Raw genomic sequence first — 13203 nt, forward strand, 5'->3', positions numbered from 1 at the left:
GTGCAGCTGGACGCACGGGCTTGGAGCAGGTCACGTTTTGCCACGTCCGCGGCCGTTGAGGTTCTTGGCCTGCTACGGCACCGCGGCCGGCATCCGGCCGCTCACGCACGACAGTGGTACGCCCTTGCGCGGCAGACGCTCCCGCCGGCGCAACTGGCGCTGCTGGAGGCTCTGGTGCCCGCCGATCACAGCTATGCCCCGGACTTCCTGACACCTGTGCCGCGCCAGGGCGAGTCGATGGGGGAGGTGGCCGCCCGTATCGCGGCGACCCCGGGCGAGGAGGTCGACTACCAGCTCGACATCGCGATCCGCGGCCGACGCATGTGGCCCGACGTCCTCGCGCTGCATCCGAGCGAGGCGGCTTATGAGCGCTGGCGACGACCGATGCCCCCTGTACTCGAGACGCTGGTACGCGAAGGCGGTGCCGCCGTGGCGGCCGTTGCCGCCACGGCGATGGCAGCCCTCTTCGAGTCCGTACTGGCACCGGACTGGCCGCGGGTCCGAGCGATCGCCAACGCCGACATCAGCAACCGTGCCGACAGGATGGCCGCGCACGGTGCGGCGGCTGTGCTCGACGATCTCGGTGAGCGGATGGAGTGGACCGGCACCGAGCTCGTACTGGAGCGCACCTACTCCGGGATCATCGACTGGGCTGACGAGGGAGTGGTCTTCGTGCCGGCCACGACGCACGTCGGCCCGGTGCTGTTCGCTGCCGAACGTCCCCACCCGCCGATGCTCATCTACCGGGCGCGCGGCATGGGCGTCCTCGGGGAGCGTCCGGCGGGCGCGGCGGAATCGGCCTTGGCGGGACTCGTGGGCGTGACCAGGGCCGCGCTGCTGACCACGCTCGACGTGCCCGCGTCCACGGTCGAGTTGAGCCGGAGAACCGGCTGGAGCAACGCGACCGTGTCGTACCACCTCGGCATTCTGCTGCGGGCTGGACTGGTCGACCGCTCCCGCCGAGGCCGCGTCGTCCGCTATGCGAGGACCGCCCTCGGGGCGGCACTCACCACATCCTCGGTGCAGGAGCACGCGTCCCGTGCCGCGCAGTCGCCGCCCGCGATCTGCACCGACGGCCCGACGGCACTCGACGTCAACCGCCGATCCGGTCTCCCGAGCCGAGGCTAGTGCCGCCTCGGGCAAGCCGATTGGTGGTCGCGTCCGCGGACAAGCAGGTGTATTCGGGCATGATCAACCCGGGCTGGGCGGCCGCCAGGGAGGCTACGTCAACGCCCTTGGCTTCCACGCCGAGGTAGCTGCTCACGTAGACGTCGGCGTCTGCGGGTGCCTGCCAGAAGGCGGCCTCGTCGTCGCTGTCGCAGCACACATTGTTCCCAGCCCTGGCTCGATGGCGAGCGCATTGGGATCGGGATGATGAGGTCGTGACCAGGAGCGTCACCTCGCGCATCTGGCGGCTGAGTGCGGTTGCCGCGCGTTCGCGCTGGGCGTCGCTCAGGCGGGAACTCTTGGTGCGCAGCTCGGCGTTGGTGCGCAGAGCGGTCAGTGGGGTGTGCAGTTCGTGTGAGGCGTCGGTGACCAGGCGGCGCTATGCGCCGACGGACTTCTCGAGTTCGTCGCGCTCCGTGTGCTGGCGGATCGATCCCCTGGTCCCGGCCCGGGCCGATCGGCTGAGAGGCAGGTCCCAGGAGTCGGGCCTCGGTGCCCTGCCTGCGGAGGTGGTTGGTGTCTCGTCCGCTTTCGGTCGTAACCAGCCGTTCCGGCACGGGACGGGACGGGACGGATGCAGTGTCGGTCCCGGAGCGGGGCCGTGGGGCCGGGCCGGTAGGAGGCCACGGGTGACGTGGAACGGAAGGGTCCGACATACTGACCCGGAGCATTCCAACGGGGGCGTGCGATGCGTGGGTGGGGAGCGGACAGCGTGGAACTGCCGGAGCGTATCGGCGATTACGCCGTGGAGCGTGAGCTGGGAGCGGGCGGCATGGGGACGGTGTATCTGGCACGGTCCCGGGGCGGACGTACCGTGGCCGTCAAGGTGGCTCGCCCCGAGCTGGCCGCCGATCCGCAATTCCGTGCCCGGTTCCGCGCGGAGGTCGAGGCCGCTCGCAGGGTCGGAGGGTTCCACACCGCGCAGGTGGTCGACGCCGACCCGGACGCGGCGGCTCCCTGGCTGGCGACCGCCTACATCGCGGGGCCGACGCTGTCGAGTCTGCTCACCGAACACGGCCCGATGGACGAGGCCCGACTGCGGCAGCTCGGCGCGGCATTGGCCGAGGCGCTCCAGGCCATCCACCGTTGCGGCCTGATTCACCGTGACCTCAAGCCGGGCAATATTGTCATGGCCGACGACGGCCCACGCGTGCTCGACTTCGGCATCGCCCGCGCCTTGGAGTCGACCCGGCTGACCTCCACCGGCGCAGCCTTCGGTACCCCTGGATTTCTGGCTCCCGAGCAGGCTCAGGGGCTCGAAGTCAGCGGTGCCGCCGATGTGTTCGCTCTTGGCGCGGTGCTGGTCGCCGCGGCTGGTGGCCACGCGTTCGGGGAGGGCACCCCGATGGGGCTGATGTACCGAGCGGTGCACGAGCCACCGGACCTGTCCGCCGTGCCCCAGGGCATGTGCTCGGTGATTGCCGCCTGTTTGGCCAAAGACCCGGCTCAAAGGCCCACTTCCAGCGCACTGTTGGATCTCTTCGCTCTGGAGCCGGCGCCGAGCATGGCCGGACACCCGCCGACGCTGCCCGCCCCCGTTCCGCCACTCGTGCCGACGCCGGCCTGCGGGGCCGCTCCCGCACCGGGCGCCGGGCAGATTGCCGGTGCCGCGACGGCGGCCGCCGCCCCTCGGGCCGATGTCCCGCCTGTCTTCCTGCAGCAGCGGACCTGGGGTGAGGCAGCGAAGACCGTGTTGCCGCGGAGGAAGCGCACCGGGCTGCGTGTCTTCGGTGCGGTCGGGGCCCTGATCGTGATCGGCGGCGGGGGCTACGTCGTCTACGGCTTTTCGGACGCAGCCTTTCCCAAGGCCACGCACGAGCTCGTCACACCCAACACGATGGTGGGGGGTGCATACGAGCGCGACTACGAGCGCGACAACTTCACGGACCCGCAACCGGACGACTGGCGACAGAAAGACGTGCTGCACCACTCCGTCGACTATGTCGGCACCGATAAGGCGCCGGGGTTCGAAACGATGTCGGTGTATGGCGACTCCGGTCGATTCAAATATCCGGAGGGCATGCGCGACAGCCTGATGGAAGCCATGACCGTAACAGGCAGCGAAAATGTCATCGAGCAGCCCAAGACGATCAGTGTTCCTGGCTCGGACGTCGATTTCCGCTGCACGACGGTGGACGCGGCAACCGTGTGCGGTTGGGGCGACGACAGCACCGCTGTCGCCATCGAGTTCACCCCAGCGGCCGACTCGCTCGAACTGGCAGCGGCGGAGACCCGCAAGATACGCGACGCTATACGCAAGCCGATCTCATAGCGGCCTCGACGGCCTCGCCCTCGACGAGCCGTGGGAGGACGGGCCGGAGTCCCACGTGCGGGGCCTGACCAACCGGATCACGGTGGCGACCGCGACCCTGCTGGTGCTCGCCAAGCCCGGGGCGGGAGGGCCGGTGTGGCGGGGCGGGGCGGGGGCGGCCCGCGCTCGGCAGGCTGACGAAAGCGCAATGACAGGGTACTTCGCCACCACGGGCCTCGATGTCGACGTCGCCCGGCTGCGCCCTGACTACCCCGCAGTCAGCTGGCACAGCTTCACCGACTGGGCCGCTGGCCAGGACTGGACTGCGCTCCTGGCCTCCGCGCCCGCGCATCAGTGACCTCACCTGCGTCCTTGACCGGCTGATGCCGCACAAGTACCCAGCCTCACCGCTGAAGGAGCACCTTCATGAAGCCCATCGGCTACTGGCTCACCGCACCGACAAAGCCCTCACCCCGCTACATGAACGACTTGCTGGAAGGGTTCGGTCTCACCAGGATCGCCTGGCAGGTCCTCAACGTGATCCACGGCACCGACTCGAAACCTCGAGAAGGCAGCAGCTCCAAGAGCGCGGTCCGCCGATTCATGTTCTGGCGCGGGCCGCACACAACCACGACCACGACAGTTGTTGCACCGCCCGCCCCTGGGGTCCTCGCGGCCTGCCAGGCTGCGGTGAGGTCCGATACCGCGCTCGCGGGCCCGACTGCATCGGCCGTCCTGGCTCATCCGCTCACCACGACGATGAGGCTTGCCAGGATTGCGGCACACGCCAGGGCCACCATCACCGGCCGGACCGATTTTCCCGCACCCGCTCGCCCGGTCCCGCTCCGGCACGCGCACCGGGTATGGAGGCTTGGGGAGTCGAGCCAGTAGGTGCCGCAGAGGCGGGCGTGCGTGGTGCTGCCTGAGTCGTCCATGCTCCACCAACGACAGTGGCGTGCGCCATGACACCCGGCGTCAGCAGGAGTTGACCGGCATTCACACCTGCGGGGCACCCACCGAGAGGTGTGGGAATGCCCGCACCCTTCAGCTCACGCTGCCGCCTCAGATGATCTGGAAGGTGGTCAACAGGCGCGGCGCAGGTCAGTCGGCTCCACCGCGGTGGCCTGGCGGTCGACAAGGCCGCCGGTCCACCGACCTTCTGCGGGACCTGGCAGTTCTTCCCCTACCCGCAGGTCGATGTCAGCGGCCAGTTGGATTTCCGCACTCGTCGCCACTTCTCCCCACCACGGCCACTTCAACTCCCCACTGGCGGCCACTTCGTCTGCGCAGCGTGAGGTCACCCTCGGCGGTGCGCCCCACCACGGCAGGATCGGAGGCAGGTCGCTCGGCCGAGATGAGGCGGCCTCCGATGAGGGAGGCGGGGTGCCCGGCGATGTGGGGCGTCCGGCGTTGCTGCCCAGGTGCCAACGCACCGGGCCCGGGGAGGAACCCCGCACCGGACACTGATGGCTGGCAGGACCAGCGTGGGGGATCTCTTTGCGCGTCGTTGCCTGCCCCGCCTGAGCCGTTGTGGCAGATTCGGTGGCCGGGTCCGGGGCGCCATCCGGCGCGGCGCTTTCTGGTGCACGTGGTGTGCGCCGGCGGCGTCCCGGCACCTACGTGGAGGCTTCCTTCCACATGCTTGCAACGGCGTTGCGTGGCAGCGCTTCCCCGGCATTGGACGATTCGGTGGCGCGCTGCATCTGCATTGGTGTCAACGGTCTTGTGGAACTACTTCCTTCTCTGGGCCGCTGGAGACGCCCGAGGCTGTGTCGACGACCGGAATGCCGACCACAGCAAGGCATGGAACGAGTCCCTGCGCATGGGCCTGGCCACGACGAGGGCGCCGGCCTCGGCGACCAGGTTCACGGCGCGGGCGAGCGAGGTGTCGTGGGTGTCCGCGCAGAGCAGCGGTGCCGCGGGCAAGTCGGGCAGGGCGAGTACGTGGGAGCGGTGACCGCGGCTCCGCAGGCCCGCGGCGGTGTGCTCGGCCGGCAGAGCGGTACGAGAGGTACGGGAGGGACTGCCGGACAGGGCGAGGACGGTGGCCACGGGAGCTCCTGGAACTGCAGGGGGATGGGCGCTGCAGAGCGGTGGGCGGCGTCAGGCCGCCCGTCCCGTGTCAGTGTGAGTGGTCGGGCATGCCGTAGGCATCGGCGATCAGCTCGGTGGAGCGCAACCGGGCCTGGACGGAGTGGCCGACGCTGCCGATCATCAGCTCGTCGGCGCCGGAATCCCTCTGCACCTGGTTCAGGTGGGCGGTGACCTGTTCGGGAGTGCCGTGCGGGATGTGGTCCAGCCAGCTGTCGACGGCTTGGCGTTCCTGGGCGTCGTAGGCGTAGGCGTCCACTTCCTCGGGGGACGGCATGAGGTAGGACTTGCGCTGGAACATGCGGAGCATGGCGTGCGCGAGGGTGCCGGCCTGGCTGCGGGCCTCACGCTCGTTGTCGGATGCCATGACGGTGAAGCTGACCAGCGTGTACGGCTCGGCCAGGCTCTCGGACGGAGTGAACTGCTCGCGGTACAGCCGCAGGGCGGCCACGACGTCGCGCGGGTTGAAGTGTGCGGCGAAGGCGAACGGCAGGCCGAGCCGGGCGGCGAGCTGCGCGGAGTAGCCGGAGGAGCCGAGCAGCCACACCGGCAGGCGGCCGGTTGGCGGGGTGACGCCGTTGAGCCGGTCCTGGGCGGGGCCCGGGACGGCGTACACCCGGTCGGCGTAGGGGTGTTCGGTGGGGAAGTCGTCGCCGAGGAAGTGCAGCAGCTCGGCCACCTGCTGGGGGAAGTCCTTGGCGTCGCTCGCGCCGCGGCGCAGGGCTGCGGCCGTGGTGTGGTCGGTGCCCGGGGCGCGGCCCAGGCCCAGGTCGATGCGTCCGGGGGCGAGGGCGCTCAGCATGCCGAACTGTTCGGCGACGACCAGCGGCGGGTGGTTGGGGAGCATGATTCCGCCCGCTCCGAGCCGCAGCCTGCTGGTCTCCGCGGTGAGCCGGGCCAGCAGGACCGGCGGGCTCGAGGTCGAGACGCCGGGCATGGCGTGGTGCTCGTTCATCCAATAGCGGGTGAAGCCGCGCCGGTCGGCGAGCCGGGCGAGTTCGATACTGCCGGCCAGCGCCTCCGCGGCGGACTGGCCGGTGCCGGTCATGGCGGAGTCCAGTACGGACAGGGGGGCGGGGGCGGAGCCGTGGCGGGTGCCGCGCATCGGGTCGGTCATGGTGGTGCGGTCCTTCGGTGGTGCGGCGGATGAGGCCGGGTGCCGGGCGACAGCAGCGGAGTGTCTGTGTCGGCCGGCGCCCGGCCGTGTGTGGCGTACGTGGGGTCAGCCTCGGACGCCGAAGTCGACGCGGTCGGCGAGACCGGCGTCCGTGAAGGCGGCGACGAGCTCGTCGCGGCCCTCGGTGAAGTGGGCCCAGCTGTCGTAGTGGACCGGCACGACGCGGCGGGCGTCCAGGATGCGGGCGGCTTCGGCGGCCTGAGCGCTGTCGAGCGTGAGCAGCGCACGGTCCAGGACGGGAGTGCGGACCGCGCCTGCGAACAGTACAGCGGTGTCCACCGGGCCCAAACGGTCGGCGATCTCACGGACCAGGGAGAGCTGGGCGTTGTCGCCGCTGACGTAGACAGTGGGCAGGCCGTCACCGCTCAGGACGAAACCGACGACCTCGCCGACTACGGGTTCGAGGTCCGCGCGTGCTCCGGGACCGTGCAGGGCCGGGACGCCGGTGACGGTGACCGTGCCGCCACCGGGGCGGTCGAGCTCGATGGACTCCCAGTCCTTCAGAGTGCGTGCGGTGCCGCCCAGTCGGCCCGCGCCACTGGGCGTGGTCAGTGTCAGGGGGATATCGGCGAGCAGGGTCCGGCCCGTGGCATCGAGGTTGTCGTCGTGCTCGTCGTGCGACAGAAGCACCACGTCGATACGGCCCAGATCGGTGGGTGCGGCGGAGGCGGGCGCGGTCTTGGCGAGGCCGGAGGGGTAGGTGCCGGGGGCGTCGAAGGTCGGGTCGGTCAGGAAGCGCAGCCCGTCGTACTCGATGAGGGCGGTCGGACCGCCGAAGACACGGATGGGGACCTGCTCGCTGGACGCACCGGTTGCTGCCATGACGAAATCACCTCACGGATAGATTGACTTACATCCGTGACCATAGGCGTTTGTCACGGATGGAGGCAAGCTGTAGCGTGAGATGTGTGAGTGAGATCGATACCGCCACCACCGTTGACTCTGTCGGCCCGGGGCTGCCGCCGGCACCGGGCGCTGAGCACTACCGCGCGCTTGACCTCGCCAACAGCGCCATCGCCCTACCGGGCGGCCAGTTCCTCGATGCGTTGGGCACGCCCTCCGGCGCCAACCAGTGGCTGGTCGACCACAACCTGGCTCCCGCGGGCGCCGGCCTGCAGGAGGTCTGCGCGGCACGTCTGCGCTCCCTGCGCGAGCAGGTACGCGCCTTGATCGCCGCCCAGGTCGGCGGGCATCCGGCTCCCACCACTGCGCTGGCAGCCGTCAACGACGCCCTCACACGGGTCCCCACCGCCTCCCCGCTCGGCTGGGACTCGGTCCGCGGCATGCACCGCACCGCCCCGCACCCCATCGACCAGATCGTCGACCAGGCCCTCGGCATCCTCGCCGCCGACGCCGCCGACCTGCTCACCGGACCTGACGCCGAACGCCTGACGGCCTGCCCCTCCGCACCCTGCAACCGCTACCTGCTCCGCGCCGGGCGCCGCCACTGGTGCTCGGTCCGCTGCGGCGACCGAGCCCGCGCCGCCCGCGCCTACGCCCGCCGCACGCAGAACACCGCCGGCTGAGTCCGGCCACCCCTACTCCGCCGCCGGTTCACCGGACCCGTGCCGGGGCGCGGTCTCGCACATCCTCGAGCCCCCGGCATGGGCGGCACGCCTCGCTCTCGATCCGGTCATTTCCCACGATCGACGAAGGGCCCATCACTGGTTCTCGACCGAGTGTCGATGTACCGCGGCCGACGCGCCATGGCGGAGTCGATCACCTGGGCGCGGGCCGCTGTTTCGGGGGCCTCGTGGAACGTCGTGCTGCCGGCCTGGTTCAGCAGTGCTTCCGACTGAGTCAACGCAACCGGCGCCGCCGCGGCGAGCCGCCACGTGAGGGCGTCCACGAACGCGTCGATCTCGTGCGGCTCCTTGACCCAGGTCGCGAGTCCCAGTTCGAGCGCCTCCCGCGCGTCGATCATGTCGGCGACGAAGGCCAGACGCTTCGCCTGCTGGAGGCCGACGGCCCGCGGCGGCACCCAGGAAACTCCGAAGTCCAGGGACGGTCCTCGCGGGGCGAAGATCTGCGAGAAGCGGGCGGTCGTGGAGGCGACGACCAGGTCGCATCCGAGTGCCAGGGTGCACCCGATCGTCCACGGCTGTGAGGGCAAGGGTGGAATGCGGCAACTGCCAGGCCTCTCGGTCCGTGGCGTTCTTCCGTCGTGGCCGATTGACCGTGAGAGTGAGCGTCGAGCAGTCCGGCCCCGTCCCTGTGCGAATGGGCGATGACATCTGGCGCGGACACGCGGGGTTCTGCGGCGGTGGCGGGTGTCTGAACACCCGCGAGGTATCGGCGCTGACCGGCCGCCCACCGCTTCAGCAAACCCATCGCACCACCTCATTCCAACCGCTGCGCACCGACTGGACGGCCCTGCGGTGACGCGTGGACCTGTCTCCCCGTCGGTGAATGTTCCCGACAGCCGCCCGCCCCACTTCCTGTCGATTCGATCGCCCGGTATGTTCCTCCTTCGAGAGTCCGACCAGTCGGTATGGTCGAACCTTGCCCAGTACACAACGTCGAACACCAGGTCCGAAGCGCCGGAGGTTCCATGTCTGAGCAGGCAACACCGCAGATCCACGGGCACTGCGATGATCGTTTCGAAGGCGTCCGCGCCGCCTTTGCGGACAACTTCCGCGAGCGGGGCGAACTGGGCGCGGCCGTGACCGTCCTGCTCGACGGGGAACCCGTCGTCGACCTGTGGGGCGGCTGGGCCGACTCTGCGCGCAGCCGACCGTGGGAGAGGGAGACCCTCGCCAACGTGTGGTCGACGACCAAGGGGGCCACGGCGCTCTGCGCGCACCTGCTGGCCGACCGAGGCCTGCTCGACCTGGATGCGCCGGTCGCCGCCTACTGGCCCGAATTCGCCGCCGCGGGCAAGGAGAACATTCTCGTACGGCACCTGCTCTCGCACCGAGCGGGCCTGGCAGGTCTGCGGGAACCGCATGCATTGGTCCAGCTGTACGACTGGGAGCTGACCACCACACGCCTCGCGGCCACCGAACCCTGGTGGGAGCCCGGCACCCGCTCCGGCTACCACGCACTGACCTACGGCTTCCTGGTGGGCGAGGTCGTACGGCGTATCAGCGGACAGCTTCCGTCCGCGTTCCTGCACCAAGAGGTCACCGGACCGCTCGGCATCGACTTCTCCATCCGCCTGCCGGAGAAGGAGGCCCAGCGGGCCGCAGAGCTGGTACACCCGCCGGCTGCGGGCGGCAGCGAACAGGAGGCCGCCTTCAGCCAGTTGGAGCCGGTAGCGCTCGCCGCGCTCGCCAATCCGCTCGCGGGAGCCGCCGAGGCGAACACGCCTGAGTGGCGTGCTGCCGAGATACCCGCCGCCGGGGGCCACGCGACGGCTCGAGGGATCGCCGCGCTGTACGGGATCTTCACCGGCCGGGGACGCTCAGACGGCAAGCAGGTGCTGTCGGCGCAGGCCGCGGAGCGTGTTCGCGAAGGCCAGGGCAGCTGCCGGGACCTGGTTCTGGGGGCAGGCTTCGAGCATGACACCGAGATCGGTCTCGGTCTCTGGCTGAGTGGCCGGAACGGCTCGTACGGCCCCAACCCGCGCGCCTTCGGCCACGACGGCTTCGGCGGCTCCTTCGGGCTGGCCGACCCCGAAGCGGGCATCAGCATCGGCTACGTCATGAACCACATGGGCGCACACATCGCGGATGACCCCCGGAAGATGGCCCTGGTCGACGCCGTGTACAAGTCGGGAGCGGCTCCTGCCTGAAGGCGGCACCGCGCTCTACCTGGATCTGATCGAACTCCTGCAGGGAGTAGGTCAGTTCGCGGCCCGGAGCCCAGGTGAACCGCTGGGCGACCGCCTCTCCGCGCCGCTCGAGCCGGCCAGGCATCCATCTGCAGTAGCACGGACACGGCGGCGCGGACAACGAACTGCTCCGCGCGTTCGTGAACACCGTCGCCACCGGCGATCACTCCGCGGTGACCTCCGGCCCCTACGAGACTCTCCGCTCCCACCAGGTGGTCTGGGCCGCCGAGCGGGCCCGGCACCAGAGCACCGTCATGCGCCTGGAGCCGGAAACCGTCTGACCGGAGCCGCCAACGCCGGGCGCCGCCCACCGGACGGGTCCGGCGGATGGCCGGTGCCCTGTACGAGCCGAGGACGCTCAGCAGTGAGGTCCTCGGCCCTTGGACGAGCGTCCTCAGGCGTCCGCGGGCTTCCGGGGGCCGACGACGGCGGCGATCTGCACGCGCGAGGCGACCCCCAGCTTGGTCAGGATGTGCTCGACGTGGGTGTCCGCGGTGCGCTTGGAGATGACAAGGCGCTCGGCGATCTGACGGTTGGTGAGACCGTCACCGATCAGGACGGCGACCTCACGCTCGCGCGGCGTGAGGGGGCCCATCGCGCTGCCGTCGTCCTCCAGCGGCGGCGGCACAGCATCGGCGTCCTGCGCGTGCCCGCAGGCGATGTCGACAAGCTGGGGCACCGGCAGCCGGGCCCCATGGGTGTAGACCTGGGTGAACCGCTCGGCGCCGAGGCCGACCATCAGTGTGTTCTCGATCTCGGTGTGACGCTTGTTCAGCGCCCGCACGCCCCACAGCGCGGTGCCGACCTGACGCCAGAGCGTCGTGGCGCCGCCGAACAGCATCGTGGCGTGTTCGTATCCTTCAGCTCGCAGGCGGACCAGGCCAGGAACTCCAGCGTGGCCGCGAGACTCATCGTCTCTCCCTGGGCGAGCGCCGAGGGCAGCACCTTGCGCCCCGTCGACCGGCTCTCCGCGGGCCGGCCGACCGCCCACAGCGCGAGCACCCGCGCGATCGTCAGATAGTTGCGCCCCCACCGCTCGTGGGGAATGTGGGCCAGAGCCGCGAGCCCCTCCTCCACCTCCCGCAGAGCCCGCGCCGGATCTCCGTGGGCGGCGTGACACAGCGAGGTGTTGATGTAGCTGGCCGCGAGCGGGAAGAGATCGCCCGACCCCCTGAGCCGGCGGCGCGTCGTGTCGTACGACGCCATGGTGCCCTCGATGTCCCCGCTCCACATGAGCATCTCGCACGCCTCGACGTACATCGCCCGCGCGCGCAGGAAGTCGTCGTCCAGCACCTCCGACACGGTCCTGCACCGCCGCACCGTCTCGGACACGCCGCGATCCGCCTGGACAAGCCCGAAGTACGAGCCCTGGCACAGTGCGATGCCCTGCTCGAGGCTCGGCTCGGGCCCGGCTGCCGCCAGCGCCCGGTCGATCCAGCGCCGCCCCTCGGTGAGCTTGCTCTTGCCCAGCCAGAAGCCGCACAGGCCGTTCACCAGCCGCAGTCCCGCCTCGTCGCCGGGATGGGCGATGGCGAAGTCCATGGCCACACGGAAGTTGTCGAAGTCCGCGGCGAGCCGGTCCGCCCACTCGACCTGCTGGTCGCCCATCCACTCCTCGCCCGCGCGCTGCGCCATCCGCAGGAAGAACTCCTGGTGGCGGCGCGCGTACTCCTCGGTCCTGCCGCTCGACTCCAGCCGCTCGGCACCGTACTCACGAATGGTGTCGAGCATCCGGTACCGGTACTCGGCGACCCCCTCCACCCGCTGCAGCACCGACTTGTCCACCAGGGCGCCGAGCAGGTCGAGCACGTCCAGGTCCGCCAGCTCGCCCCCGGAACCCACCTCTTCGACCGCCGCGAGCGTGAACCCGCCGGCGAACACCGAGAGCCGTGCCCACAGTTCCTGCTCCGGCGCTGAACACAGATCGTGGCTCCACTCGATCGTGGTCCGCAGGGCGTGATGGCGCGCCTGCGCGGTGCGCACCCCGGACAGGAGCTTGAACCGGTCGTCCAGACGCCCGAGAATCTGCTCCAGGGGCATCGTCCTCAGTCGGACGGCGGCCAGCTCGATGGCCAGTGGGATCCCGTCCAGGCGCCGGCACAGCGCGATGACCTCGGAACGGTTGTCGTCGCGCAGCCCGAACGACGGCAGCGCGGCCTTCGCGCGGGCCACGAACAGCGCGAGCGCGTCACTGTCCTGTTCGCTCGCGTCCGCGTCCGGGCTGGGCATCGGCGGGATCGGCAGCACGCACTCGCCGGGCAACGCCACTGGCTGACGGCTCGTCAGCAGGAACACCAGACCCGACGAGTGACTCAGCAGGATGTCGACGAAGACGGCCATCGCCTCGACGAGGTGCTCGCACGTGTCGAGGACCAACAAGGTCCTCTTCTCCGCGAAATGGTCGATCAGCTGGTCCATCGGCTCCTGCGAGGCGATCTCCGGCAGGCCGACCGCCGAGGCCACCGTGTTGGGCAGGAACTCGGCATCACGCAGACCGCTCAGCTCGGTGATGAACACACCGTCAGGAAAGTCGACCGCCAACTGGTGCGCCGCCCGCACCGCGACCCGCGTCTTGCCGACACCACCCGGACCGGTCAGCGTGACCACGCGCGCCTGCGTCACCGCCCGCCGCACGGCGTCCAGTTCGGCCGCCCGGCCGATGAACCCCGTCGTCTCGTTCCGTGCGCCCGCCCGCGCCCATGTCCACTGCGTCACGACTTCCTCCCTCTGCGTAACCGAGAGGTT

Annotated in this window: 13 protein-coding genes and 1 pseudogene; 7 read left to right on the forward strand and 7 right to left on the reverse strand. The window is 70.3% G+C overall.

Annotated elements, in window-relative coordinates; translation table 11 throughout:
* Nucleotides 1–174: 174 nt before the first annotated feature.
* Entirely contained in the window at nt 175–1128 is a 954-nt protein-coding gene (locus ACIBTU_RS03150) for an ArsR/SmtB family transcription factor (protein WP_399124141.1), read from the forward strand.
* A 256-nt stretch (nt 1129–1384) separates the two neighbouring features.
* Here ACIBTU_RS03150 and ACIBTU_RS03155 read toward each other — a convergent pair.
* A pseudogene (locus tag ACIBTU_RS03155) lies at nt 1385–1579 on the reverse strand (histidine kinase dimerization/phospho-acceptor domain-containing protein); the annotation flags it as partial.
* Nucleotides 1580–1879: 300 nt separating this feature from the next.
* Between ACIBTU_RS03155 and ACIBTU_RS03160 the strand changes: the two are divergent.
* The 3 genes from ACIBTU_RS03160 to ACIBTU_RS03170 all read left to right on the forward strand — a co-directional run bounded on the left by ACIBTU_RS03160 (nt 1880) and on the right by ACIBTU_RS03170 (nt 4309).
* The gene (locus ACIBTU_RS03160; RefSeq protein WP_399124142.1) at nt 1880–3439 is read left to right on the forward strand and encodes a serine/threonine-protein kinase; all 1560 of its coding nucleotides are present in this window, start codon (nt 1880–1882) and stop codon (nt 3437–3439) included.
* A gap of 187 nt (nt 3440–3626) precedes the next feature.
* The gene (locus ACIBTU_RS03165; protein ID WP_399124143.1) at nt 3627–3776 is read left to right on the forward strand and encodes a hypothetical protein; all 150 of its coding nucleotides are present in this window, start codon (nt 3627–3629) and stop codon (nt 3774–3776) included.
* Between the two features lie 68 nt (nt 3777–3844).
* Entirely contained in the window at nt 3845–4309 is a 465-nt protein-coding gene (locus ACIBTU_RS03170) for a hypothetical protein (RefSeq protein WP_399124144.1), read from the forward strand.
* A gap of 840 nt (nt 4310–5149) precedes the next feature.
* Here ACIBTU_RS03170 and ACIBTU_RS03175 read toward each other — a convergent pair.
* The 3 genes from ACIBTU_RS03175 to ACIBTU_RS03185 all read right to left on the reverse strand — a co-directional run bounded on the left by ACIBTU_RS03175 (nt 5150) and on the right by ACIBTU_RS03185 (nt 7508).
* Nucleotides 5150–5470, reverse strand: a complete 321-nt coding sequence (locus ACIBTU_RS03175; protein ID WP_399124145.1) for an NADPH-dependent FMN reductase — start codon at nt 5468–5470, stop codon at nt 5150–5152.
* Nucleotides 5471–5540: 70 nt separating this feature from the next.
* Nucleotides 5541–6626: an LLM class flavin-dependent oxidoreductase gene (locus tag ACIBTU_RS03180; protein WP_399124146.1), complete on the reverse strand. Its 1086-nt coding sequence runs from the start codon at nt 6624–6626 to the stop codon at nt 5541–5543.
* Between the two features lie 105 nt (nt 6627–6731).
* Nucleotides 6732–7508 carry an MBL fold metallo-hydrolase gene (locus ACIBTU_RS03185; protein ID WP_399124147.1) on the reverse strand — a complete coding sequence of 259 codons (777 nt, stop codon included), beginning with the start codon at nt 7506–7508 and terminating at the stop codon, nt 6732–6734.
* An 86-nt stretch (nt 7509–7594) separates the two neighbouring features.
* Here ACIBTU_RS03185 and ACIBTU_RS03190 point away from each other — a divergent pair, with 86 nt between their 5' ends.
* Nucleotides 7595–8212 (forward strand): CGNR zinc finger domain-containing protein, encoded by a 618-nt coding sequence (locus tag ACIBTU_RS03190; protein ID WP_399124148.1) that lies wholly within the window; start codon nt 7595–7597, stop codon nt 8210–8212.
* A gap of 107 nt (nt 8213–8319) precedes the next feature.
* Here the strand turns inward: ACIBTU_RS03190 and ACIBTU_RS03195 are convergent, their stop codons facing one another.
* On the reverse strand, nt 8320–8799 hold the full coding sequence (locus ACIBTU_RS03195) for an enoyl-CoA hydratase/isomerase family protein (protein ID WP_399124149.1): 480 nt from the start codon (nt 8797–8799) through the stop codon (nt 8320–8322).
* A 438-nt stretch (nt 8800–9237) separates the two neighbouring features.
* On the opposite strand from ACIBTU_RS03195, the gene ACIBTU_RS03200 reads away from it, so the two are divergent.
* A complete protein-coding gene (locus ACIBTU_RS03200; RefSeq protein ID WP_399124150.1) occupies nt 9238–10419 on the forward strand; it encodes a serine hydrolase domain-containing protein in 1182 nt (393 codons plus the stop codon).
* Nucleotides 10420–10598: 179 nt separating this feature from the next.
* On the forward strand, nt 10599–10739 hold the full coding sequence (locus ACIBTU_RS03205; RefSeq protein ID WP_399124151.1) for a hypothetical protein: 141 nt from the start codon (nt 10599–10601) through the stop codon (nt 10737–10739).
* 113 nt (nt 10740–10852) lie between these two features.
* On the opposite strand, the gene ACIBTU_RS03210 is transcribed toward ACIBTU_RS03205, so the two are convergent.
* Nucleotides 10853–11299 (reverse strand): LuxR C-terminal-related transcriptional regulator, encoded by a 447-nt coding sequence (locus ACIBTU_RS03210; protein ID WP_399124152.1) that lies wholly within the window; start codon nt 11297–11299, stop codon nt 10853–10855.
* Entirely contained in the window at nt 11230–13173 is a 1944-nt protein-coding gene (locus ACIBTU_RS03215; RefSeq protein WP_399124153.1) for an ATP-binding protein, read from the reverse strand. The genes ACIBTU_RS03210 and ACIBTU_RS03215 overlap by 70 nt, the downstream gene beginning before the upstream one ends.
* Nucleotides 13174–13203 lie beyond the last annotated feature (30 nt).

Source organism: Streptomyces sp. NPDC050145, assembly GCF_044460245.1.
GTDB lineage: Bacteria > Actinomycetota > Actinomycetes > Streptomycetales > Streptomycetaceae > Streptomyces.

Excerpts from the sequence above, each read along its gene's own strand:
- ACIBTU_RS03165 (WP_399124143.1), top strand. The coding sequence starts at position 3,627 with ATGACAGGGTACTTCGCCACCACGGGCCTCGATGTCGACGTCGCCCGG.
- ACIBTU_RS03170 (WP_399124144.1), top strand. The coding sequence starts at position 3,845 with ATGAAGCCCATCGGCTACTGGCTCACCGCACCGACAAAGCCCTCACCC.
- ACIBTU_RS03180 (WP_399124146.1), bottom strand. The coding sequence starts at position 6,626 with ATGACCGACCCGATGCGCGGCACCCGCCACGGCTCCGCCCCCGCCCCC.
- ACIBTU_RS03185 (WP_399124147.1), bottom strand. The coding sequence starts at position 7,508 with ATGGCAGCAACCGGTGCGTCCAGCGAGCAGGTCCCCATCCGTGTCTTC.
- ACIBTU_RS03200 (WP_399124150.1), top strand. The coding sequence starts at position 9,238 with ATGTCTGAGCAGGCAACACCGCAGATCCACGGGCACTGCGATGATCGT.
- ACIBTU_RS03210 (WP_399124152.1), bottom strand. The coding sequence starts at position 11,299 with ATGCTGTTCGGCGGCGCCACGACGCTCTGGCGTCAGGTCGGCACCGCG.